Annotated in this window: 19 protein-coding genes; 10 read left to right on the top strand and 9 right to left on the bottom strand. The window is 58.1% G+C overall.

All coding sequences use genetic code 11. The features are described from left to right. Positions 1-12: 12 nt before the first annotated feature. Together B4V06_RS11875 and B4V06_RS11870 are read left to right on the top strand one after the other, a co-directional pair. Entirely contained in the window at positions 13-5,328 is a 5,316-nt protein-coding gene (locus tag B4V06_RS11875) for a DEAD/DEAH box helicase (RefSeq protein WP_498166571.1), read from the top strand. Between the two features lie 4 nt (positions 5,329-5,332). After that, positions 5,333-6,196 carry a RecB family exonuclease gene (locus B4V06_RS11870; protein WP_498166574.1) on the top strand — a complete coding sequence of 288 codons (864 nt, stop codon included), beginning with the start codon at positions 5,333-5,335 and terminating at the stop codon, positions 6,194-6,196. Positions 6,197-6,268: 72 nt separating this feature from the next. Here the strand turns inward: B4V06_RS11870 and B4V06_RS11865 are convergent, their stop codons facing one another. Beyond that, positions 6,269-6,673 (bottom strand): XF1762 family protein, encoded by a 405-nt coding sequence (locus B4V06_RS11865; RefSeq protein WP_498166576.1) that lies wholly within the window; start codon positions 6,671-6,673, stop codon positions 6,269-6,271. Between the two features lie 423 nt (positions 6,674-7,096). On the opposite strand from B4V06_RS11865, the gene B4V06_RS11860 reads away from it, so the two are divergent. The 6 genes from B4V06_RS11860 to B4V06_RS11835 all read left to right on the top strand — a co-directional run bounded on the left by B4V06_RS11860 (position 7,097) and on the right by B4V06_RS11835 (position 15,474). Further along, positions 7,097-8,122, top strand: coding sequence for a Cdc6/Cdc18 family protein (locus B4V06_RS11860; RefSeq protein ID WP_498166579.1), 1,026 nt, complete (start codon positions 7,097-7,099; stop codon positions 8,120-8,122). Between the two features lie 275 nt (positions 8,123-8,397). Beyond that, positions 8,398-9,432 carry a type II restriction enzyme NmeDI-related protein gene (locus B4V06_RS11855; RefSeq protein ID WP_498166582.1) on the top strand — a complete coding sequence of 345 codons (1,035 nt, stop codon included), beginning with the start codon at positions 8,398-8,400 and terminating at the stop codon, positions 9,430-9,432. A gap of 240 nt (positions 9,433-9,672) precedes the next feature. Beyond that, entirely contained in the window at positions 9,673-10,617 is a 945-nt protein-coding gene (locus B4V06_RS11850; RefSeq protein WP_498166584.1) for a hypothetical protein, read from the top strand. A gap of 2 nt (positions 10,618-10,619) precedes the next feature. Then, the gene (locus B4V06_RS11845) at positions 10,620-10,925 is read left to right on the top strand and encodes a DUF8156 family protein (RefSeq protein WP_498166587.1); all 306 of its coding nucleotides are present in this window, start codon (positions 10,620-10,622) and stop codon (positions 10,923-10,925) included. 2 nt (positions 10,926-10,927) lie between these two features. Next, a complete protein-coding gene (locus B4V06_RS11840; protein WP_498166590.1) occupies positions 10,928-13,078 on the top strand; it encodes a type B DNA-directed DNA polymerase in 2,151 nt (716 codons plus the stop codon). Positions 13,079-13,974: 896 nt separating this feature from the next. Further along, entirely contained in the window at positions 13,975-15,474 is a 1,500-nt protein-coding gene (locus B4V06_RS11835) for a Cdc6/Cdc18 family protein (RefSeq protein WP_498166593.1), read from the top strand. Positions 15,475-15,948: 474 nt separating this feature from the next. Here B4V06_RS11835 and B4V06_RS11830 read toward each other — a convergent pair whose 3' ends face one another. Then, positions 15,949-16,272, bottom strand: a complete 324-nt coding sequence (locus tag B4V06_RS11830; RefSeq protein ID WP_498166595.1) for a DUF6788 family protein — start codon at positions 16,270-16,272, stop codon at positions 15,949-15,951. A gap of 138 nt (positions 16,273-16,410) precedes the next feature. Here B4V06_RS11830 and B4V06_RS11825 point away from each other — a divergent pair, with 138 nt between their 5' ends. After that, entirely contained in the window at positions 16,411-17,337 is a 927-nt protein-coding gene (locus tag B4V06_RS11825; protein WP_498166597.1) for a helix-turn-helix transcriptional regulator, read from the top strand. After that, positions 17,334-18,137, top strand: a complete 804-nt coding sequence (locus B4V06_RS11820) for a DUF6036 family nucleotidyltransferase (RefSeq protein WP_498166600.1) — start codon at positions 17,334-17,336, stop codon at positions 18,135-18,137. The genes B4V06_RS11825 and B4V06_RS11820 overlap by 4 nt, the downstream gene beginning before the upstream one ends. An 11-nt stretch (positions 18,138-18,148) precedes the next feature. Here the strand turns inward: B4V06_RS11820 and B4V06_RS11815 are convergent, their stop codons facing one another. The 7 genes from B4V06_RS11815 to B4V06_RS11785 all read right to left on the bottom strand — a co-directional run. Further along, positions 18,149-18,964 (bottom strand): hypothetical protein, encoded by an 816-nt coding sequence (locus B4V06_RS11815; protein ID WP_144800149.1) that lies wholly within the window; start codon positions 18,962-18,964, stop codon positions 18,149-18,151. Positions 18,965-19,054: 90 nt separating this feature from the next. Then, a complete protein-coding gene (locus B4V06_RS11810) occupies positions 19,055-20,002 on the bottom strand; it encodes an ArdC-like ssDNA-binding domain-containing protein (protein WP_310902052.1) in 948 nt (315 codons plus the stop codon). Positions 20,003-20,089: 87 nt separating this feature from the next. Next, the gene (locus tag B4V06_RS11805; RefSeq protein WP_498166603.1) at positions 20,090-20,437 is read right to left on the bottom strand and encodes a DUF8013 domain-containing protein; all 348 of its coding nucleotides are present in this window, start codon (positions 20,435-20,437) and stop codon (positions 20,090-20,092) included. An 87-nt stretch (positions 20,438-20,524) separates the two neighbouring features. Then, positions 20,525-21,289, bottom strand: coding sequence for a pirin family protein (locus tag B4V06_RS11800; RefSeq protein ID WP_498166606.1), 765 nt, complete (start codon positions 21,287-21,289; stop codon positions 20,525-20,527). Between the two features lie 80 nt (positions 21,290-21,369). Next, positions 21,370-22,371, bottom strand: coding sequence for a DUF6610 family protein (locus B4V06_RS11795; RefSeq protein WP_498166609.1), 1,002 nt, complete (start codon positions 22,369-22,371; stop codon positions 21,370-21,372). A gap of 123 nt (positions 22,372-22,494) precedes the next feature. Continuing rightward, a complete protein-coding gene (locus B4V06_RS11790; protein ID WP_271904300.1) occupies positions 22,495-22,710 on the bottom strand; it encodes a DUF8129 domain-containing protein in 216 nt (71 codons plus the stop codon). 178 nt (positions 22,711-22,888) lie between these two features. Next, on the bottom strand, positions 22,889-23,642 hold a 754-nt coding region (locus tag B4V06_RS11785; protein WP_498170071.1), incomplete at its 5' end, for an oxidoreductase dimerization domain-containing protein.

Below are 23,642 nucleotides of genomic sequence, written 5' to 3'. Positions count from 1 at the left end.
CGTCGTGCCCTGATGGACGAGGGAGAGACGGCCACCGAACCGTGGGTCGAGGCTACTCCGACCTATGTTTCGGGGGATTCCCTCAGAGAGTTGGGCTTGCCGAGCGAAGTCGTCGATTTGCTGAAAGATCTCGAAAGCGACGATCTCGATATCTTCGATCCGCCGTACAAACACCAGGCCGACGCTCTCCAATCGTTCTTCAACGACGAGGACGACCTCATCGTATCCACTGGAACAGGATCCGGAAAAACCGAGATTTTCCTCTACTCAATTCTGGGTCAACTCGCACAAGAAGCAGCGCGAGGCGAAACAGCCGACAAACGTGGGATACGGACATTAGTTCTCTATCCAATGAACGCTCTCGTCGCGGATCAACTCTCGCGGATGCGCCTACTCTTCGGTAATGAGGACGGAGCAGATACACTTGAGGACTATATGGGTCGGCGGGTACAGTTTGGGATGTATACGAGTCGTACACCCTATCACGGGGAGTATGACACCAGCAAAAACGATAATTTGGTCAGGCCGGTCATCAAAAGGTACGTTGAGTTAGAAGAAGAGCAGCCAGACCTCTACGAACAACTCGCAGAGAAAGGCCGTATCCCGGCCAAGAATCTGGAAGGATTCTTGAATAATAATAACAGACCAAAAGAAACAAACTTTCGTACCCAACCAGGCGACACGGAACTCTTCACGCGTCAAGAGATGCACACTCGCGATGGAAGCAATCCCCATGGCGGGACGCCTGATCTCCTGATTACGAACTACTCGATGCTGGAGTACATGCTACTTCGGCCAATCGAACAACCCCTCTTTGAGGATACCCGTGAATGGCTGGCCGAGGACGAAGAGAACGAGTTGAATATCGTCCTCGACGAAGCTCACCTCTACCGAGGCGCCCAAGGAGCAGAGGTGGCACTCTTGTTGAGCCGCTTGCTCCAGAAGCTCGGGATATCTCGCGAACGTGTGCGCTTCATCCTCACGAGTGCGACGATGGGCGAAAACGTAGAGGAAGCAGCCCCAGAATTTGCGGCCCAGCTCACAACCGGAGATCCGGACGATTTCTCAGTAATCACCGGTGAGCAGGTGGAGTACGAAGGTGGAGAACCGAGCGAGAAACGCACGGCGCAACTCCTAGAGCGGGTTGGTTACCAACTCGATGATCCGTCGAAGATTCGTAACGTTGCGAGCGAACGAGGCTGGGATCCTCTTGAAAGTAATGACGTAGAATCGGTCCGTTCGTACCTCGCTGACCAGTTAGTCGATGACCCACTCTTCAGGTTAGCACACGAATATCTTCGTGAAGAGCCGCTGCGCCTATCGGCGCTTGCCGAAGAGTTGTTCGAGGACATCGATCAGGAGCTGGCTCGTGAGGCGACGGGTAATCTTCTGTATCTTTGTACCGAGGCCCGCCAGGGGGAGGATCAGGCGTTGCTTCCGACACGCCTGCATATGTTCCTCAAAGGGCTCCCCGCCCAGTATGCGTGTGTCAATCCTGAATGCAGCGGCCGCCGGGTAACAGAGGGGGAGAACCTCCTCGGGCGCATCTACAGTAATCCGCACACGACCTGTGAGTCCTGTGGCAGTCGAGTCTTCGAACTGATTAGCCACCGCACCTGTGGAGCAGCATATCTGCGTGCCTATCGACGCTCTGACGACGACCGCGGGCCGACGTTCCTGTGGTCAGATCCTGAGAGCAGCGAGGACTTGGACGAGCTTCATCTCTTAGTTGAGGAACCTCGGGATGACCCGAATCCAGACCACGAACACGGACGCTCGCTCGCCGAGACGACGACCTCACGAAACCTCTCGATTGCCTCCGGCCATCTTGTTGATGATCGGCATGTGGACGACGAAGGACCGACCACTCATATCGAGGTTCAGGTCCCGACTGAAGAGCCGCCGGACGAGGGCGGTGCATGGAGTTGGACCCAATGTCCGGCGTGCGGGATCAAAGAGCGACGTCGTCCGAATGGCGACACGAAGGTCGAAGATCTGGTCACCAAAGGTGAGGAACCATTCGCGCACAGCGTCCGCTCGATGTTCGGTATCCAGCCGACCGACCCACTCAAAGAGGAGTTCCCCAACGAGGGGCGCAAGGTATTGTGCTTCTCTGACGGTCGACAGAAGGCGGCCCGCTTAGCTCGCGACCTCCAATCGAACGTTGAATCCGACTCGTTCCGCGAGGTCTTAACCGACATTATTGGATCCGCGGATGATGAAATCACGATGGATCGGTTGTTCGCCGAGTTCGCAGTCTACTGTGCGAAAAACAACATCGTATTCTTCGACGACAGCGACCAATACACGAATCAGTCGGGTGTCGTGTATAAGGGTTCACGCTCCCACTTCGAGGATATTCGTGGGAACCTGTCCGATATTGTCGATGAGTACTACCTTGAGTCCATCGACGATATTCCGGAGGTGCCAGCCGCACGCAATGCGTTGTCGGAGCGTCCCCGCCAATATGAGGAACTTCTCCTCCGATCGTTGGGCGATGAACAGTACTCCATCACCGGCGCTCTCGTCGGGTACATTGCGCCGTCCGAGGAAGTGTTTGAGAAAATCGATGAGGCCGTCCCTGAAATTGAGACAGACCAACTCAAGAGCATCCTCATCGAGGCGCTTCGTCATGCCTGCGAGGAACGGGCATTTGATTCAAGCATTGAAGCCAGACGACGTTCGAACTCCTATCCCTACCAAAATTGGATTGACCCGGACGATACGGGGCTCCCCCACAGCGAGATAATCCCTGAATATGTTGTAGAATCACTCGACGACGAAGTGCCGGAAGAGGCGTGGAATAGTCTGAGACGGGCGTTGATGACGACAGAGCCTGTGTTGTTTGGGGCCTCCCACGGCAATTACTTTGTCAATCCAAAAGCAACGACAATCGATCTCCGACTCGACGACGATTGGTACCGGTGTGAAGGATGTCGCCGGTTCTCGGTAGTGTCTCTCAATGATTCGTGTCCCTACGATGGGTGTCGCGGAACTCTGAGTCCGGTTAGTGACGATGACATCCATCTCCAGGCACGGAAGAACTTCCTTCGGAACCCGCCACGCGAAGTGCTCCATGGCGAACGGGACCCGCTCACGCTGCGTTCAGAAGAGCACTCCGCACAGCTGAGTGCAAAGGACAACTCCGAGGCATTCGCACGCTCCGAAGAGTACGAACTGCTCTTTCAGGACATCCTTGTCGGGGACTCCGAGGCCGATCAGCCAATCGACGTGTTAAGCTGTACGACTACTATGGAAGTCGGGATTGACATCGGGAGTCTCACTGGCGTGGCCATGCGGACGGTCCCGCCAGGACCAGAGAATTATGAGCAACGTGCTGGTCGGGCAGGACGTCGCGGAGCTGGGCTCTCGACGATCGTCACCTTCGCGGACAACTCCCCTCACGAGTCACACTACTTCGAGAATCCAGAGGAGATGATAACGAGCGAGGGGAACGCACCGGTCATCTACGCCGGCAACGAAAAGATCGCCCGGCGGCACATCAACGCCTCGCTGCTTGCTCGGTTCTTCGATCCATCGGCCGTCGAGACGGAAGCTGCCGTATTCCGCTCGCTCAAAGGTACAGCCGAGTTCTTTGAAGGAGAAGGGGACCAAACCCTCGCCGCGTTCGAAGACTGGCTGGACGAAGAGATCTTCGCCGATTCATCGTCGACGCTCGAGCAATTGGGGGCCCTCCTTCCGGATGCACTAGGAGAGGGACGTTCATCCGACTGGGAGGTCGCATTAGTCCGCGACGCCGCTACAGAGTTCCTAAGCGAACTCCAGGAGCTACAAGCCAAGACAGAATGGGAAGAGCAATCCACGGAAGACGACGATTTACTTTCCGTCCTTCTCGATGCAGCCCTCCTTCCGACGTTCTCGTTCCCGACTGATGTGGCCGACTTCGTCGTGCGCGAAAATGAGCCCGGGTCGTCACAGCCGAAGAACAAGTACCAGATGTCTCGGGATCTGAAACAGGCTCTCTCAACGTACGTACCAGGCCGAGAGATCGTCGTTGACAAGAAGACCTACGAGTCCTACGGTGTCTATGTCAAATTCCCAGACAACCCGAAGAACCGAGTAGCTGGCGAAGACTGGGGAGACCTCGATTGGTTGAACTGGTGTGACGTCTGCAAGACGGTCTTTGACGAGCATAATGAGAGTCTGGCAGCCAGGGATATGGAATGTCCAGTCTGTGAGGGAGCGACCGTCAGTTCCCTTCAAATGTACACCCCGGAGGCATTTGCACCGAAAGTCGATGAGACAGGTGCAGCTGAGAAAGGATCGGACTACAACGAGAACCGCGCCTACGCGACACAGCCTAAATACCCGCTGACGTCGACTTCTCACGAGAGTGAGAACGCTAGCGAGATGGCAGAGGAGAAATCCATTGGCCATTCGATAGTGGGGAAGATGAATGACGAACAGCTTCTTGTCGCTAACTTTGGGGCTGATGAGGATGGATTCGAGGTCTGCACCGATTGTGGGGCCGTTAGCCGCGAAGGTCCGCTCTCGAACCCACACGCCCGTCCATACCCCAAGGATCTCCGATTTGTTGGAGAATATGACTGGGATGATCAGTGTACCGGCTCAACAGTCACGACGAGTTTCAGCCACCGCTTCCCCAGTGATTTGACCGTCCTCCAAATCCCGTTAGGTGATGAGATGGAGTTTGTTCCATCCGAAGCATGGTTCGAGACACCAGGACAGTCGTTAGCTGAAGCATTAGTCATGGGTGCATCTCGTGCGCTGGGCATCGAAGATGACGAACTCGAAGGTGGATTCCGTACTCGTTCGGCAGAGCACGCCGACATCGACGCACGGGGCGTTATCGAGGTCTTCCTCTTCGACACAACCGCTGGCGGTGCTGGCTTCTCATCGCGCGTCTGGGAGGAATTCGACGCCGTGTGTGCAGAAGCCCGTTCAATCCTCGAGAGTTGCTCATGCGATACGGCGTGTCACAACTGTCTGCGCCGGTATCAGAACCGCCATCTCCACGACTCGTTGAATCGCCACGAAGGCCTGGCCTTGCTCGATTACGCACAGACGGGGACTCCACCAACGCTTCGTCCTGATAAGACACAGAGCCTGATAAAGCAGCTCGAACGTGCCTTGGAGTTGAAGGAAGAAGATGTTGCACTCAGGGCGATTGACGACGATAAATGGGAAATCGAGATTGACGGGACGACGATGACATTTGGTATTCGTTCGAGTCTGCGGCGGTCACGTGCCCCGACGTCGGCGACGTACGACGAGGACTACTCAGACTACGAGTTGTCCCAACGGTTGCCAGAGGTGGCTCACTCAATCGTCGATCAACTCCAATAGCGGAATGGATGGGTCAGAACAGTTTGCACACGTAAACTGGTCGGCGTCGGCAGCACAGCTGTTCGAAGAGTGCCCCCGGCGGTTCTTTTATCGATACCAACAGACCGAGTCTACCGAGGACTATAGTGAGTATACACCGTCGCCAGGGGCCTATCTGGGAACTATCGTACACGAATCTCTCGCGGGGCAGGTTGCACGATGGGCTCGGGGTGAGAACATCCATCTTCAGACTGCAACTGAATATGCGAAAGACGAACTTGAGAGGTATGTCGAAGCGAATTCTGAGACGATTGCTGATCGGATTGACATTACGGATGGGGAATCCTTCGATAGCGATTCCTTCACTAGGTCATTAGTTCGTACAGCCCGTAATCACATCAGGCAGTTCTTCCGGGTGATTTGGCCCCACCTTGAGGACCACCAGTATATCGCCCACGAAACGCGCCAAACGTTCGAAGTCTCCGAAGAACCCGTCACCGTCCAGCCAGATCTCTGTACGCGAAACCCAGAGGGAGACTTTGTCGTTACTGACTGGAAGACAGGCACGTATGACCGGTTTAGTAACCCTACAATACAGATGCAAGCATATGCACTCTATGCTCACGAAGCGTATGAACCCGAACTCAGTCGGATTCGGGTCCAATTAGCCCATACTGGAAGTGGGGAGTTCGACCGAATGGTGCCGACCACGGAAGACATGAGACAGATCCGAGACCGGATTACGAATGATAGGGCCTTCTGGACGAGTATGGGGGACATCGAATCCTACAAGACCAATCCAGCAGTCCAGAAATGTAGCCAATGTTCGTACCTTCACCGGTGTATAGACGGACAAACCATCACGGGTGAAGAACCAGAACCAAACTAAGTAGTAAAGTGCGAATTAGGTCGTCTTATACCTCATCTACCGCATACAAATCAAATCGGATTATAGCACAATTCAATCACGCAATTGATAAATCCACTTGCGACGAACAAAATCATCGACGGAGGAACGCCCTTCGCGCGACTCCCAGCCATCTCCTTGAGCTTTCTCTTCCCGAACCAGTTTGAATCCTGCCGCTGAATAAATTGTTCCCTTGTTACCTGCTACTCCAGCGTGAGCAGAAATCCGTTGATATCCCTCTAAGAACGCCCACTTTCGCGCGCGTGCGATGAGCCAAGAACCCGTGTTTGATGGTCTTTCAGGTCGCGATCCGTACCGTGTAATTGAGATTTCTTTATCTTCGTCAACCATTCGAGCCACTGGACGGCCGAGAACACAGACTGCAATTAGATTAGACTTATAACGAGCTCCGAAAGCAGCTTTCCATCCAGGAATACCACCCAATTTGTGGTCTACCATATCCGACTCGAGGAAATCGTTGATCTCGTTTCGGCTTCTCTCTCGGGTTAGTTTGAGATCCGATACAGAGTCGGGTACTGATATTGGATTTTTCATCGTTTGCCTGAGGCAACTTGCGCCTCACCCAATCAGGCGCATAAAAAAACAAAACGAGACCACCAGAATGGACCCATATTTCTGCGGTAGTACGTTCGGATCAGAGATTATCGAGGAACCTCAAAACTCGTAAAGTAGACAAGTCGTGAATTCTGATCATCTAGGAATGCCTCTTTCCGAGAACATCCCTATGGAGAGACCTGTTAAGAGCCCAAGCGCTCTTAGAAGCTATCAAAACAGCGATCAAGCAGGGATAATGTAGGCCTTTCCGGAAACAACCCGGTCACGCTTTTATGACTAGACGGGAAACAGGTCGAACAGTAACAGATGATCCGCGATGCTCGCGTTCTCCGCGCCGGGTTCGTCCCTCGGGAAGTTGAGCATCGCGACGCCGAAGTCAACCACCTCTCCAGCGTCCTTGAGCCCATCACGAACGGTGAACCCGCCGATACAGCAATCGTCACCGGACCCAGCGGCGCCGGCAAGACCTGCATCTCGAAGTTCGTCACCGAAAGGCTCCGTGAAGAGGTCCTCGACGTCGAGACGACCTACGTCAACTGCTGGCGCAACTACACCAGATTCCGGACCCTATACCAGATTCTCGACGACCTCGGCGCCACCATCGACATCCACCGACAGTCGACACCGCACGACGAACTCGTCGACCGCCTTCAGCAACACGACGGTCCACGAACCGTCGTCATCCTCGATGAAGTCGACCAGCTCGAAGATCCCAGTGTCATTTACGACCTCCACAGCCTCCCGCAGTTCGCGATCATCTGCATCGCGAACAAGGAAGAGGAGCTGTTCAGCCGCGTCGACGACCGCCTCGTGAGCCGCCTGCGCTCCAGCGAGCACGTCCGGATGGACAAGTACCACGACGAGCAGCTGTACGACATCCTGAGTGCGCGGGCGAAGTGGGGGCTCGACGAGGACGTCATCACCGACGACCAGCTCTACCGGATCGCCGACGCGGCGGCCGGCGACGCCCGCCTCGCAATCGGCATCCTCCGAACGGCCGCCGGCAAGGCCGATCGCGAGAACCACGAGCGCATCACCGACGATATTCTCCTGGACGCCGCCGAGGATGCTCGGGCCCAGATCAAGCAGAAGAGCCTCGACTCGCTCACGCCGCACCAGCGCATCGTCTACGACATCGTTCGCGAGCACGGCCCGGTCGGGCCGAGCGAAATCCACGAGCGTTATTCCAAGGACGTCGATGATCCGCGGACGAAACGGACTATCCGCACGTACCTCTCGAAGATGGAGCAGTACAACCTCCTCGAGGCGGAGGGGACAAGTCGGGATCGAGAGTACTCGCTCGTCGACTCGGCAGCTGCGTCGCCGATGTAGTGATTAAGATGTATTACCTATCTGGAGTTGGAATCCGCTAGACAGGGCGTTCTGACTTCTCGTGGTCTAGCCGATTGGGTACGGGGGATTGCCGTCATCTAATTGCGGAATTGACAATTTCCACCTTTTGGTTTCCTAATTATGTGGTTTTAGTAGTGATGTTCTTTCACGTGAGAATAAGTGATGGATAACATAGAAGCGAATCACACTAATCGAAGGGGTTGAGAGTCACTCGCATACACTTATACGATTAGAGTTAGCTACATTACCCACTGATGAGTGGGATGTTTTTCGTTCCGGTCAACGATTCTTGGCTCGACCGATTTTCTAAGACCGTCTCAGATCCAGTCTCTGTTGATAGTAAATCTGCGCCAGAACCTCTCCAAGACTACGATAAGGTCCGTATCTGGGGAACCAGTGATAATGAGAAAACTCGGGCTTCGTTCAAGCATTTGGAAAACGGGGATCCTGTTCTATTCTATAATGATGGAGAATTCTTTGCTACTGGTCGAGTAAGGGAGGTTTTTGAAAACCCGGAGATTGCAGAATATCTCTGGGGAGAAGATGGAGGGAAGCTGATTTTCACTATAGATGACTACCAAGAAGTTTCCATAGATCCAGCTGAAGTCAACCGACTCTTCGGATACAAAGAAACTAACATACCGATGGGATTCAACCGGCCTTCAGATGACGCAATCTCTAATCTTCTACAGAAATACAACTCGGTTGAAGAGGCCTTTCAGGATCTCAACCCGGGGAAATCAGAAGAGGACACAGATAGAAAACTATCGAGTCAAGATGAGCCTGATGAAGAATCGGTGCGAACTCACACAGAAATCCAAGCCCTCCTCGTGGATTTAGGCCATCAACATGGATATGATGTATATGTAGCTAAGAACGATCAATCTACGACTTACCAAGGAACTGAACTCGGAGAGGATTGTATTGATAGTTTAAATCTGACTGGGTTTAGTGAGTCCGCGCTTGATATCATCGAATATGTTGATGTGATTTGGCTGAAGGATGATTACATCGTACAGATGTTTGAGGTCGAAAGCACGACTAGCATTTACAGTGGTATATTGAGAATGACTGATTTCGTTGTGAAGGTACCAAATTTAGCTGTTAAAATGAATATCGTCGCGTCGCAGGATGACGAGCAGAGGGTTCGACGTGAGATGAACCGGCCTACGTTCAAGCAGATCATGGATCGAAGTGACCACAATTCTTTGAATTATATATCTTTTAAGAAGGTAAGAGAGACAAATAATATTGTAGAAGAGGCTGGTCCACTACAGAACGTCTTCTAATAAACAAATCCTATTCAATCTATAAATGAATCAAAACCCCCTTTCTCCTCCGATTCTGCTGTAATTCTACACAAATTGCGTGCCCCCGTTCATTTTGGTGGCTTTCCGGAACTCCTTCACGAAACCGATGAAATAGAACTAAAACCCGCACGGAATAGCAGAAGGAACAATTATATCGATTCCATGAAATCCGGAAGCGACACGCCGCGGTTTATCCGGAATGTAGACCTCTAGTCGGGTATGGGAGAACATTCAACGTCGAACCGATTGGCGGTGGAACAGCCGACACGGGGCGCTGACCGCAATCGGTCCCTCGCTGACCAGGCCGATCCAGCTACGGACGAGATGTTGTTGCCGGCACTCGAGGACGGCATCACGCTACTCGACGTGGAAGGAGGCCGCGGCGTCCCGATCCTGCAGTCGCTCGTGCTCGACCATCTCCTCCTGCACGACGAGCCCGCCTTCTGGGTCGACGCAAATGGTCACGCGACAACGACGACACTCGCCCAGATCGCGCCCAGTCAACGGTTGCTCAACCGAATCCACGTCGCACGCGGATTTACCGCGTACCAGCACTACGGCGCCGTCTGTGATCTCCCGACGGCAGTGAACAAGTCGATCCAAATGTCCACCACCGATGCCGGGGCGGCCGGTCGACGGGCACCAAGTCGCGACGAGGACACGTCGCCCCACACACCCGCCCTCATCGTCGCGCCGGCCGTCGACGCCCAGTACCGCGCCGACGATACCCTCGGCGAAACCCACGCGAAAACCCTCCAGGCCCGCACCCTTGCCCGGTTGGCGACCTACGCCGATGGGTACGACATCCCGGTGCTCGTTACGCGAAACGAACGAAACGAATTCACCGAGTCAGTCGCGACGATCGCCGACCACCACCTGGAGTGCGAGCAGACCCGGATGGGCCCACGGGTCGTCGGCGAGGACTTCGAGACGCTCGTCTATCCCGTCGACGACGGCGCGTACTACCAGACGACGTTCGCGTACTGGCGGCAGCTGCTCGCGGCACGCGCCACGCAGGTCGGCGTGGAACCGACGACGCCGACGCCGTCGACGCCGACCCCGGAGGGTGTCGGAACGGGCGTCACAGCTGACGGTAAGACGGTGGCGGCCACCGCGGACCCCTTGCTCGATGCGTGGACCGCGACCGGGACAGGAGGCCGATAGCGATGGGGCGCACAAACCCGACGTACCGGGATGCGCTCCGGGCCATCGAAGAGCGCTGGACGGAGTTCCGGCGGGCACTGCGGCGTCGCGACAAGCCGCGCTTCGACCGGCTGTTCGAGTACGCCCGCGAGCACGCCGACGCGAGCGGGCTGTTGAACCACCAAAATCCGCTGCTGCCGGCGCTGCTCAGCATCGATCTCGAACAGGAGGCCCGCCTCGACGACCACGAGGAACGCCTCGAGGAGCTCGAAGCCGCGGTCGCAGCACGCGATGATCAAGAGAGTGCCCCACCGGACTCGAACCCGTGACGATGCCGTTCAGTATCGACTTTCTGGACGACGGCCGCGTCCTGGAGTGGGAGGCAACCGCCGACGGCGCCGTCGCGACCGAGCGCGATGACTACACCCCACGCTTCTACGTCGCCGCTCGCGACCCAGCGTCCGACATCGACCTCACGACACTCCAATCGGTGTACGACCAGCACCCGGATGTCGTCGCGACCGAGATGGATGCGCGACGCCCCGGCTTTCGACGAGACGAGGAGGCCGTTCTCGCCGTCGACGTCGCCCACATCGACCGCGTCACCCCACTCGCCCGGCAGGCACGCCAGCTGTCGGCCTATCCAGTCGGGGATCTCGCCTGTTTCAACGTCGACTTCTCGCGAGAGTTCCGGTACTGTCTGGAGACCGGCGCCGATCCGGCGCCGGCGAGCGAACTGTCGACGCTCCGGCTCAGCGTTCCGGTGACCGAAACGAGCAACGACGTCTACGAGAAACTGTCCGTCGCCGGCGACACCGTCACCGGCTCGCCGACGGATATCCTGACCGCCGTCCAAGGGGCACTCGAAGCGCACGATCCGGACGTCTTGGTCTGCTCGACGAGCGAGATCGTCCCGACCCTGTACGAGATGGCGACGGCTGCCGGCGTCGACGACTTCTCGCTGAGTCGGTGGCCAGATGTCGACTACCAGCAGCTCGCGAGCCGGTCGACGTACTCGAGCTACGGCCGCGTCGGCCACTCCCCAGCGCGGTACAACGTGCCTGGCCGGGCGATCATCGACGAGTCGAACACGTTCTTTTACGGGGAGACGAACCTCGAGGGCGTCCTCGACCTCGTGTCGCGCTCGAAAAAGCCCGTCCAGGAACTCGCGTGGGCGTCGATCGGGAACGTGCTCACGGCGATCCAGATCTGCGAGGCCCACGACCGCGGTGTCCTCGTGCCATGGAACTCCTGGCGCCACGAGTTCTACAAGCCGATGGGGACGCTCCACGACGCCGACCGTGGCGGCTTCATCTTCGCGCCCGAGGTCGGGCTTCACGAGAACGTCCACGAACTCGACTTCTCCTCGTTGTACCCGAACATCATCTGTACCCGGAACGTCTCACCGGATGTCATCCGATGTGACTGCCACAGCGACCGGGAGGATGTCCCCGGCCTCGGGTACTCGATCTGCGACGACCGGGGCTACCTCGTCGACGTGCTACAGCCGATCATCGACGCTCGCGACGAGATCAAGGCGGCCATCCGTCGCGAGAAGGAACGAGACGACCCCGACGAGGACCACCTGGCGGAACTCGAGGGGCGGTCGGGAGCGCTGAAGTGGATCCTCGTCGCCTGCTTCGGATATCAGGGGTTCAGCAACGCGAAGTTCGGCCGCATCGAGTGTCACGAGGCAATCAACGCGTTTGCTCGTGAGATTCTGCTGACGGCGAAACAGCGGCTGGAAGCCGGCGGCTGGCGGGTCGTCCACGGCATCGTTGACTCCATCTGGGTGACCCCAGATCCCGACGTCGACGACAAGGACCGCGAGGACCTCGAGGCGCTCGCGACGGAGATTACCGAGCGCGTCGAGATCCGCCTCGAACACGAGGCTCACTACGACTGGGTGGCGTTCGTGCCGCAGCGCGAGAGCGACGCCGGCGCGCTGACGAAGTACTTTGGGAAGGTCGCCAGTGACGACGACTTCAAGATCAGAGGTATCGAAGTCCGGCAGCGCTCAACCCCGCCGTTCATCGAGGACGTCCAGCGGGACTGTCTCGACCGGCTCGATGCCACGCGGTCACCGGACGCGGTGCTCGGGCGGCTCGAACGAGCAATCGACGAACTGCAGGCGGGCAACGTAGCAGTGGAGCGGCTCGTCGAGCGGAACCGTGTCTCCAAACCCCTGGAAGGCTACTCACAGAACACCCAGAACGTGGCCGCCTTGAAACGGGCTCGCGAGCAGGAACTGGCAGTCCACCCGGGCCAGGATATCGAGTACGTGGTCGTCGACGACGAGAAATCCTCGCGAGACCGGGTCGCCCTCGCCCACGAGGAGATCGAGACCTACGACGCCTCGTACTACGAGACGCAGCTGGTCAGAGCGGTCGAGAGCGTGCTTTCACCGCTCGGGCGGGATCGGAACGATATCCGACGAGAGCTCAACGGAACACGTGTAGTCGGTATCACGGACTGGACCTGACGAACCCCCTCCCCCCTTTTTCGAGTTGTAAACTCGTGGCCTCGGGGAGGGGGGTGAACAGCAAGAGGAACTGCAAAGCGGCCGATAGTGGCGAATATGCACAATAGACAGGGTGAACACCTCATCTTCTAACTTGTAACTAGAAATGCGAAAGTTTATGTTGTACGTTACCTTACCACAACCGCACTAGAGACAAAGAAAGCAAATCGTCTAGCCGGAGCTAGACGATTGAGAAATCTGGAGTAGATGACCTCTTCATCTCGTCCGTGGTTCTGATCCCGTGTACTATCACATCTCATCGCCTCTACGGCAACTTCTGTTACCTCAACGCTCGTTACATGGCGTCTGGTGTGGCCTGTTCCCATCGACTTACAACTCGAAAAAGGGGGGAGGGGGTGAACCTATTCGAGATCACCGAAGCGGCTTCACCAGCAATCATGTCCGAAACCCGGTATTCCTCTCACTCGTGAATGGATCCTACGAGCGTCGTTCTTTCGCAGCTATTCTGGCGCTTACTACTCGAAAACGGGGAGTGTGAGTAAGTCCGTATCACCCAGAGCATCATTTACAAAATCCAGATAATGTGGATTTTGCTTCGAGACTCACTTCGACTTCCTTCTCCTTACAACGTGAGGGTGGGAGCATCGAACCAAGTGTGTTACCGCCTCCCAAAATCTTACAACTCGAAAACGGGGGGTCCGGGTCATCGAGGAAGATCGACGACAGCGAGTTTCGTCGAACCGTTACAACTCGACAACGGAGGGTGATAGATTCCGAAGACGGTATCTGGCTCATCCAGAGGATACGGGGCTGTAGTCGTTAGATAGCCTGTTTTCGCCCGGTTACAACTCCACAAGGGTCCATATTTTTATACCCAGAGTTCGAGGGGGTTCATAATGGGACGAGAGGGACGTAGAGCAGGATCGAATAATCCGGAAGGTGAGGAGGATCGTGAATCATCTGCTGCTGATCCTGAAACTCCTGCATCGACGGATGAGGAGGTGGCCTCTCCTGGCACGTCACAATCGACCTTCGAAAACGGATTAGATCCCGCTGATTCGGCTCAAGAAGCAACTAATGGCGACGGTGGTGGCATCTCAATTCGTGATCGACTCCAAACCGAGTCGTCCGGTGGCGTTTTCGCGAACAAAGACCTCGTCCGGTCAGATACCATCATCGACGAGGACCGTATCGTCGGTCGTGACGACCAGCTAGGCCGTGTCGTCGACAATCTAAAACCGGTTCTCCAGAATGAAGGGATCCCCGATATGCTCCTGAGCGGGCCATCTGGAACTGGGAAGTCGCTCATCATTCATGCGGTCTGCAAACAGATCGTCGAACTGTGTGAATCCCAAGGCAAGACCTTCGGGGTTATTTCAATCAACTGCGAGGGGCCAAAGACCGCAGATCGGGCTGTCTATCGGTTAGTCAAAGCTGCTGCCGACGACCTCGGCGTTGATCCTGGTGTTCCCCAAACCGGTGTCTCAACGGATCAGAAGCTGGAGCGACTGTACGAACTCATGCGAGAGTATTACGACGGTGTCATTTTCATTCTCGATGAGATCGATATGCTCGAGGGGCCGTATCAGGAAGCAGAGTACAATTCTCTCATCTACCAGCTTTCACGGGCTCGCAAACTCGCCGACTTTGATGGTCCCATCTCGCTCACGACGATCACGAACTACGCCGACTTTATGAAGGATCTCAACAGCCGCGCACAGAGTTCTTACAACCCTGACGACATCTTCTTCGACGATTACGATGCGAACCAGCTCCGCAGTATTCTCCGCAACCGGCGGGACGCCTTCAAGCCAGACTCACTTGCAGATGACGTTGTTCCGCTTGTTGCTGCGTTCGGCTCCCAAACGCATGGGGATGCGCGGAAAGCGATTGACCTCCTCAGATGGGCTGGTGAATTAGCCGAGCGGCGTGGGGCTGACACGGTTATCGAGACTGATGTCCGTGATGCTCAGGAAAAATACACCGAAAACCGCAAGCTCCGCCATATCAGCGGCATTTCGACTCAAAAGAAACTCTCCATCTACGCTGTGGCGGCCACTGCCCACTACGCAAGAGAACATCCTGAGTGGATCCCTGCTGGACCTGCGTTCAAGACGTACCAATTCATTGCCGATACGATGGATGCGGACCAGTACAGCCGTGAGACGTTCGTAAATCACGTCACAGAGCAGAGTACGTACGGTGTACTGGACTTCGAGCGTCGGGGCAAGGGGCGAGGCAGAGGAGTGCATATGTATTTCTCCCTCTCCGAGGATCCGGAAACGATCATGGAGACGATCCGTGAGGATTCCCGGTTCGAAGATCTAGCTCACGAAGAGGCGACTATCAGCACGGTTGTCCGCGAACGGCTGAAGCAGTTCCGGAGTAAGAACTGATCTCGCCCGTATTCTCCCCGCACTTACTTCTCGAAAACGGGGGGTGCTCGTATCCCGCGCGATGCGTTACAACTCGAAAATGGGGGGTGTCATTCGTCGGGATGTCTCGTTACTACTCGAAAACGGGGAGTGGGTGAGCCAAGAGATTTGACGTGCCGGTCGATGGACTGTGCTATCTCCTTGCCCTCTCCCATTTACAACTCGAAAACGGAGGGTATCCTACGATTTCTTTGTCGTCGATGCCATCGATGATGCGGAGACGGTGGAGAAACAACGGAAATGCGGGGGTGTGGTGCCTTCAAAATCTGCCCCACCCCTCCACCCTCATCCAGTACCGACGGAAACGTGGGGTGGGTGTCCTCTCTTCGAGTTTTACTCGTCCGGGTTGACCGGACCCATTCACACTCTGGGGGGTGTCATCTGCTACGCTACGAATCACGTTGAAACGAACATCAGGCTACAGTTCCATCTCGTCTACTCGTCGGGATTCACCGGCCCTTTGTACTTCGACGTCACCGAATCGCCTTCCCGCCACTGCCAGTAGTAGTAGCGGTTGTCGTTGATCTCCTTGATCGTGATCGTCGCCTTCGCCGGCACGTCGTCTGGGAGGTCATCGGGGCGCTCCTCGACGTCGGCGTCGTCCGCTTCCTCCTCGAGACGAGCTTCCCGCTCTTTGTGTTCGGCCAACGCCTGGGCGTAGCTGGCAACGTCCCGAAGATGCTCCGGTGTGGCTTCATTGAGCGTGTTGACGATCTCCGCCGGGAGGTTCGCCGGTGGGGTCGGGGGTTCGTAGGACATCGGCTACTCTCGTGTTAACCAACACGGCCCATGAACGCATAGTTTTGTTGGTTAAGACGATGGGGGCGGTTCTCGCGATTGCTGGCTGTAACACTACTCGAAACTTCTTTATATACATGTTTCGTACTATGTTACACCGTGCTCCGGCGCATCGAACTCGAGGTCCTCGCTACGGTCGACCGCGGCGACACGATCTCCGAGCTCGCGACGAAGCTCAACCACAGCGAGAGTTACCTCTCGCGTGCCGTCGCCGACCTCGTCGAGAAGGGGCTCGTCTACACGGAACGCGACGGCCGCCGAAAACGAGTCGTCCCGTCGGATGCTCGCGCCGTCGAACTCTATCGGGACCTCGTCCGCCAGCACCCCCACATCGAGTTCCCTGAACTGCTGACCGGGAAAGCACTCGAGGTGCTGTACTACCTCGACCAGCCGCGAACCGTCTCCGAGATCGCCGACCAGAGCGACAACTACCGCAACACGGTCAACCGCGTCCTCAAGCGGTTTCGCGACCGTGGGCTCGTCGGGACGGCCGACGGCCATTATGACTTCAACGCTGACTTCGACCGCCTCCACGAGTTCGCCCGTGAACTCGCACACCATCTGCATCGTCAACGCCTCGAAGCCGTCGCCCCGAAGGGGACGATTCTCTGGGAGGACTACGACGAATTCCTCACCCAGACCGAGACGGAGATCGACGCGGAGCCGTTCCACGAAACCGGCCTCGCTCGATTCGCGGCCTTCGACCTCCAGTTCCTGCTCACCGGCCACCGCTACTACGTCTACTCCGAAGACCTCGACGCAGTCTCGCCGGCGGAGCTCTGCTGTCACACGCTGCTGATCGACGACGGCAGCCGCCACCGCTCGTACTGTCTCCTCCTGCTCAGCCACGTCGACGTCGACGAGGCGGACCTCCGAGAGCAGGCGGCGAAGTATGGTCTCGAAGACGAAATCGACGCCCTGCTCCGCTACCTCGAGACGCACGGCGAGGTCGACGACGACCGGCTCCCGGAGTGGGACGAGTTTCAGGAACTGGCGGCTGACTACGAGGTGCCACTACCACAATGAGACCAACATTTGGCCGCGAGTACATCGAGAACGAATTCCAGCGCATCGCAGATGGGCTATCTGAACCGCTCACGGTCTACCTGATCGGTGGTGGCGCGATGTCTCTGCGCGACCTCAAGGGGGCGACGAAAGACATTGACCTGGTCGTCCCGGATGGCGACGCGTACGGTCAGCTGTGGGCGGTCCTGATGGACCTCGGGTATGCGGAGGTCCAATCGCTGGATCCAGATTACCGGGCGCTGGGGGCGACGAGCTGCGTCGAAAACGACGATGGGTGTCGCCTCGACATCTTCAACCAGCAGGTCGCGAACAAGCTCGTGCTCACCGACGGGATGCAAGAGCGCAGCGAGCCGTTCCTCGACACAGATCAACTGACGGTCCGGCTGGTCAGCAACGAAGATATCTTCCTGTTCAAGGCGATCGCAGGCCGCGACGACGACATCGAGGACATGAATATGCTCGTACAGGCCGGTCTCGATTACGACGTCGTCCGGACTGAACTCGAAGCCCAGATCGAACGCCTGGGGGACGATCAGTTCGCCACGTTCGCGAACGAGGCCCTGGTCGAACTCGAGGAGCGGTACGGAGTAACCACGCCGATCGAGGGGCGCGTTCAGGAACTGACGAATAGGTACTACCGGGGGCTCGAAGTCCTCCAGGCACTCGATGAACCGATGACCGTCGACGAACTGGCCGCGGAACTGGAGCTGGATGACGAGGAGGTTCACGACCGGATCGCGTATCTCTCAACGTTCGACCGGGTCCGTCGGGATGGCGACACAGTCCGTCCCGTGGAGTAGTCTGGCCACGACTACGGGGAGGGAAGGCGGCCGTCTGGTCGGGGAACGCGGCCCCGTTTAATCTCGTGATCGACGCGGCGCAGGTGCTTGCAGCCGCCCTCGGGTGAACGTTGCTGCCAGTCGGGACAGGTACACGATTCGTCGATGACGTCGACTTCGTACCGGTTCCCTGACGCAGACTGTACCTCGTAGCGGCCACCCTTCGAGAGGAGTGAGACGTCCATCGCTTCGGCGACGGCACGCTTCGTGCGGGGCTCAAGATCGTCCTCCGACTGTGCGTTCTCGTCGACGACCAGTCGGTCGCGAACGTCGCCTGTTCGGCCACCGTCGGGAGCGACGGCTTCCGCAGGGCCACTGAGCCGCTCGTGAAGCACTTCCTCCACCGGATGGCCTTCCGGCCAGAGGTAGTGGACCTCGCGACGCTCGCGATGGTCGTAGGAGCCGCACGCGGCTGCGCTCCCAGTCCAGACGCGCCAGGCACCGAGCGCGGCCATCACGTCGACAATGGCGCGAGGAACTGCCTGGTGGTCGTCCGGGAAGAACACCCGGAAGCGGGTACACGCTTCTCGCGGCGGGACGGTCTCCCACCAGTCTTCGCTGGAGCCCCAGCTATCGAACATCGCCTCATCGCTCCCGTAGCCGACGGTCACGCCGTCGGTCGGCGTCCAGTCTGCTGGGAGGTGGTCCGCCTCGCCTTCAAGCACCCGAAGAACGGCGTATCGGAGGTACTCGTGGGCTTGGTTGTCTGTCGTACGAGCGACCTGGTCGTGCTGCTCGGCAACGTGCTCGGCTTCCTCGAGGACCGTCGTGAGATTGGGTTCAGTCATCATTCGACGGAGGTCTGAATGCGCCTCCGCCCCTCGGCGGGCGCTGAAAAACTTAACCAACAGAACGGAAGGAATCCATCACTCTGTTGGTTAACTATGTTGGGACGAGGAGTCTCCTTCGAGCACGTCGATGAGCTCTTCTGCTGTAGAACTGATCCGTCCGAGCCGCTCGCGAACGACCTCGGGATCGTCCGACTCCCACGCAGCGAGGTAGAACGCCGACCCGCTAGTGTCCAACCCACAGTACCGCCCGACGACATATGCGACGGCTTCGGCCTCGACCTCGCGTTTCGCCCGCTCGGTGTCGTCGTCGACGTCGAAGTGGAGCAGAGCGTGGGCGTACTCGTGAATTAGCGTCCGCGCGAGGTCGGCCTCGTTCTCCCGATCACGCACCTCGACGAGCGGCTGAACGTCGACGAGGCTCAGCTGCTCGCAGATGCCCTTTGCCTCGCCGTGGGTCCACTCCTCGGCTGGAACGATCTGCACCGTCACGCCGAGGTCGTCAGCGGCGTCAGTCAACTGTTCAACGAGATTGCCGGCGTCGCCGGTCGCTTCCGTGTCCAGGTCGGGAAGCGGCTCGCCCTCGGTCTGCGAGACGTCGAACACCGGCGCAGGCTTGAATCCGACCAGGCCCTCGGACCACTCCTCGGGCGGCGTCTCGTCGTACTCACAGTCACTGTCCTCGTGGTAGCTCGGCGAATTCTCGCACTCCGGGCACTGCTTGGTGATGATCGGCGCCCAGATCCAGATGGCTGATTCGCCCTCCGTGACGTGACGGTTGAACTCCTCCCGCCACGTCCGGTAGCCCGCCACCCGGCTCGCCTCGGGACACTGCCGCTTGATGAGGAGCGTGTTCCGGTAGGAGTAGTCGTGGAAACGACTCTGGACATCGAGCCACTCTTGGAACTCGTCGCTGGCCTGCGCGTCGTCGACGCCGGCGACGAGGTCGTCGATCCACTGTTCGATGGTACTGTTCATCTCGTCGGATCGCGTATCGGTCTGGTCGAAGGAGACCGACGAGTCTCTGGTCGTGGACATGGTGGTCACTGAATCGGACGAACGCGATTTCGCCAGTTCAGAACGCGCCGCACCCCTCAAGGGCGGATGAACAACCCTCGAGGAACGCTACCGAAGTTCGCCTGTATCGTCCGCGAAGCCGACTGTGACGAGATACTCGAGGAACTCGTCGAACCGATCCACGTCGCTGGGCGTGTCGGTCGCGAGGTGGCGGGCCCACTCGACTGCCCACTGAAACGCAGGATCAGCTCCGCCCTTCCCGTGAATGTACCACCAGCGCGCCGCTTTCAGCACGACGAGCGGGTTCGATGGCGGCTCCGTACTCGCCAGCGCACGGGTCAGCGATCCGATTTCCTCGGGAACGTCGCTTGCGTCGACGTCGCCGGACTGTGTGTTCGTGATATCGACGGGAATCTCGTCGATCGAGACATCGCTCGGTGACTGTTGTTGACTCACGGAAATCACCTGACTGCGAGGGCGTTCGCTGAAGCCCTCACCCTCTCAGGGGGCGAAAAAACAATCCACAGTCGGTCCGCCGGTGTCTCAGCGGCCGATGGTGCCCTGGCGTGTAATCGGCGCGTCCGGATTGATGCTGAACGCGACGATAGTCGCGTCCTCGGTTGCAGTGACGGCCACGTCGTCGTCGCCGGTTACGAGTGCGCTCTCGGTGTACCCGACCGACTCATCACCGACTTCGACGGCCCCGTTGAACACGTACAGGTAGGTGTGGCGGCCGGATTGCGACGGGAGCGTGGTAGTGGCCCCGGCAGCGAGTCGACAATCGTAGAAGTCGACCTCGTTCCGCACGTACAGCGGGGCGCCAGTGCCCTCGGGGCCGAACAGGTGGCGCCATTCGCCGGCGACCGGGTCGGGGATCGGTTCGTGCTGGATGCCCGGGTCGAGGTTGAGGCTGTGCGGGCGCACGAAGATCTGGAGCATCCGCAGGGGCGGGTCGTCGGCGAGCGTCTCCTCGGAATGCCAGAAGCCGCTGCCGGCGTTCATCACCATCAGATGGTCGGAGTCGGTGACCAACTGGTTGCCCTGGCGGTCGTCATGGCGCATCACGCCCTCAGGCACCCACGAGATGATCTCCTCGTTTTTGTGCTGGTGCATCCGGATCAGGGTTCCGGGGTCCATGAACGACTCCACGACGGTCGCCAAGGGCCCATAGCCGTGATCGTCGTGGTCGGGGACGGCACGGCCGGGGAAGTTGAAGTGGATCCGAAACTTGCCCTGGTTCTGCGAGACATCCGTTCGCGGCGCCGTGTAGATGCGAGAGTGGGTCTGTGCGGAAGGCGACTCGTCCATTACCCTGTGTAGTCGCTCACCCGCTAAATGGGTTCTGCGCTCCGATTCCTGGCTTCCCACTGAGTAGTGGATCGTATCCCTCACGCCGGCGGCAAGTAGACACTCTGCTCGCCGGCGATTTCCTCGAGGTTGTTCCGGTGACGGTGGCTGAAGTAGCACTCGTAGCTGCAGTAGCCACAGATCGTGCCGGTATCGTATTCGGCGACATAGGGACCGCGCCGGGTTCGCCAGACGTTCGTTCCGCACTCGGTACAGGCCGCTTGCTCGAGGTCGGCAGGCCGCGGTCCTTCGTACTCGACGCTCAACTCGTCGTCTTGGGGTGTCGATTCGGGCCAGACTCCGTGGGCCTCCCAGAACTCGCGGATGCGGGCGAGGCTGTGGCGCACGGTCTTTCGGACGGTGACGTGGTCGGCGTCGCGACCGCTGTCGTCCCAGCCGTCGGCCGTCCAGAACTCACCGAACTGTGCGCCGCGATGCAGTCCGTTCCAGTCGACGCCGACGATGTCGGCCGGTGGCTCGTCCGTGAGTGTCGGCCGGGTCAACTGTCGAATGGCGTCGAGCTGCTTGGGCGGACTCCCACCGAGAATATGGATGCGTCGCCCTCTCCAATCAGCCGGGTCGGAGAACTCGTGGGCCAGACGGTCGGCGTACCCGCGTGAATAGCCGAGAACGATATCATCTGGAATCGCGTCGATTACCGCCCGCGACTTCGGAACGACGATGAGCTCGGCCTCGGGGTAGCTCGCTTGGATCTCGCGAGCGGCAGCGACGTGGGCGTCGACGTCGTTGATGTCGTCGACGTCCCCGATGACTCCGACCTGTGGTTCGCACTCGAAGAAACGGTCGACGAACCGCTCCAGATTGGGATTCCGAAAGTCGTTGTCGAGCATCCCCACGGGAATCTCGAGGTTCAGGTACTGATCCGTCTGATACCCACAGTCTTCCCGAAACCCGGGAAGAAATCCGAGGGCGAGAGCATCGCCGGCAAAGGGAACTCGGTGGAGGAACGCCACGAAGTCTGTTTGTCTGGCGGCGGCGATTTCGCGGGCGGTGCTGGCGCTGGAGCTCAGCTCGAGAGACATGATTAGGCTCGCGAGGCCGCTGCTGGCTGCCCCGCACCCTTTCAGGGGTCCGAAAAACCGAGGCACAGCTGATTAACCAACAAAGTTGGAACTCAGGCAGAGTGTGTTGGTTAAGAATGGAGCTTACTCTTCGTTCTTACGCAGCTCTTCTGCCTTCCACTTGAGTCGGCGCAGAATCTGCGTTCGATTCTGGTGGGCGTTCTCGTAGGCAACACACTGCTGGAGGGTCTCCATATCCGGAATCGTCGCGATTCCTGCCTTGATCAGGCGCGTGTTCGATGGTTCAAGCCGCTTCTCTGGCGGGAATTCGTCATTCTCGGCGTCGTCAGCTCTCTCCATGTCGGGCCCCTCAACCCCTTGAGGGCCAACAAAAACGATACTCTCTACAGCGCCGGCTGGTTTTTCAAAAAAGGTGGCTGCCGAGCGATGATCCTCAGCTGGAATCCCAGACCAGAATTTCCTCCTCCTACGCAACTTCGAATTACTATATCTCGCTACTAGTGGCCATGAGCTCCTTTCATTCGATACAGCAGCTCATCGTTGATGTGTCCCGACGGAACGCCTGGCAGGCGTGTTTGAACGCCTCGCTGAACGTCGGGAACGGGTGGACGATGTCGATGATGTCGTCGACAGTTAGCCCGAACCTCACAGCCAGCGTGGCTTCCATGATCATGTCGGCGGCACGCGGCCCGACCATGTGGACGCCGACGATCTCGTCAGTCTCGTGGTGTTTGACGACCTGGACGAGACCATCCGTATTCTCGACGGCCTTCGCTCGCGGGACATCCGCCATCTGGACGGTTCGGCACGAACAGGTACCGTGCTCGTCGTTGTACTCCAGTTCGGTCGTCCCGACTGCGGCGACTTCCGGGCTGGTGAACACGACTGCTGGCACTGCGTCGTAGTCGATGCTGAACCCCTCGTCCCCGAAAGCGTTCTTGACGGCGTGATTGCCCTCCTTGGCGGCGACCGTCTCCAGTTCGGGCTCGCCGATCACGTCCCCCGCCGCGTAGATGTCGGAATTGGTCGTCTGGAAATGCTCGTCGACGCGAATCGCGCCATCGGATTCGGTCTCGACGCCGACTGCTTCCAAGCCGATGTCCTCGCTGTTGGGCTGGACGCCGGTCGCGACGAATAACGCCTCTGCGGTGAACGCTCGCTCCTCGCCCTCGATAACAGTCTCCACAGCGACGCCCTTCTGACCAGGGTCAGCACCACTGTCGGTAGCCACATCCTGAACCTGCTGGAAGTCGTTACTGGTCACGACGTCG

The sequence above is a fragment of the Halorubrum sp. B53 genome (assembly GCF_059752395.1).
This window is presented reverse-complemented; position numbering and strand designations above follow the sequence as displayed.

Bases quoted from the DNA above. Each gene is read 5' to 3' on its own strand.
- B4V06_RS11875 (WP_498166571.1), top strand. From the start codon at position 13: ATGGACGAGGGAGAGACGGCCACCGAACCGTGGGTCGAGGCTACTCCG.
- B4V06_RS11870 (WP_498166574.1), top strand. From the start codon at position 5,333: ATGGATGGGTCAGAACAGTTTGCACACGTAAACTGGTCGGCGTCGGCA.
- B4V06_RS11865 (WP_498166576.1), bottom strand. From the start codon at position 6,673: ATGGTAGACCACAAATTGGGTGGTATTCCTGGATGGAAAGCTGCTTTC.
- B4V06_RS11860 (WP_498166579.1), top strand. From the start codon at position 7,097: ATGATCCGCGATGCTCGCGTTCTCCGCGCCGGGTTCGTCCCTCGGGAA.
- B4V06_RS11855 (WP_498166582.1), top strand. From the start codon at position 8,398: ATGAGTGGGATGTTTTTCGTTCCGGTCAACGATTCTTGGCTCGACCGA.
- B4V06_RS11850 (WP_498166584.1), top strand. From the start codon at position 9,673: ATGGGAGAACATTCAACGTCGAACCGATTGGCGGTGGAACAGCCGACA.
- B4V06_RS11845 (WP_498166587.1), top strand. From the start codon at position 10,620: ATGGGGCGCACAAACCCGACGTACCGGGATGCGCTCCGGGCCATCGAA.
- B4V06_RS11840 (WP_498166590.1), top strand. From the start codon at position 10,928: ATGCCGTTCAGTATCGACTTTCTGGACGACGGCCGCGTCCTGGAGTGG.
- B4V06_RS11835 (WP_498166593.1), top strand. From the start codon at position 13,975: ATGGGACGAGAGGGACGTAGAGCAGGATCGAATAATCCGGAAGGTGAG.
- B4V06_RS11830 (WP_498166595.1), bottom strand. From the start codon at position 16,272: ATGTCCTACGAACCCCCGACCCCACCGGCGAACCTCCCGGCGGAGATC.
- B4V06_RS11820 (WP_498166600.1), top strand. From the start codon at position 17,334: ATGAGACCAACATTTGGCCGCGAGTACATCGAGAACGAATTCCAGCGC.
- B4V06_RS11815 (WP_144800149.1), bottom strand. From the start codon at position 18,964: ATGACTGAACCCAATCTCACGACGGTCCTCGAGGAAGCCGAGCACGTT.
- B4V06_RS11810 (WP_310902052.1), bottom strand. From the start codon at position 20,002: ATGTCCACGACCAGAGACTCGTCGGTCTCCTTCGACCAGACCGATACG.
- B4V06_RS11800 (WP_498166606.1), bottom strand. From the start codon at position 21,289: ATGGACGAGTCGCCTTCCGCACAGACCCACTCTCGCATCTACACGGCG.
- B4V06_RS11795 (WP_498166609.1), bottom strand. From the start codon at position 22,371: ATGTCTCTCGAGCTGAGCTCCAGCGCCAGCACCGCCCGCGAAATCGCC.
- B4V06_RS11790 (WP_271904300.1), bottom strand. From the start codon at position 22,710: ATGGAGAGAGCTGACGACGCCGAGAATGACGAATTCCCGCCAGAGAAG.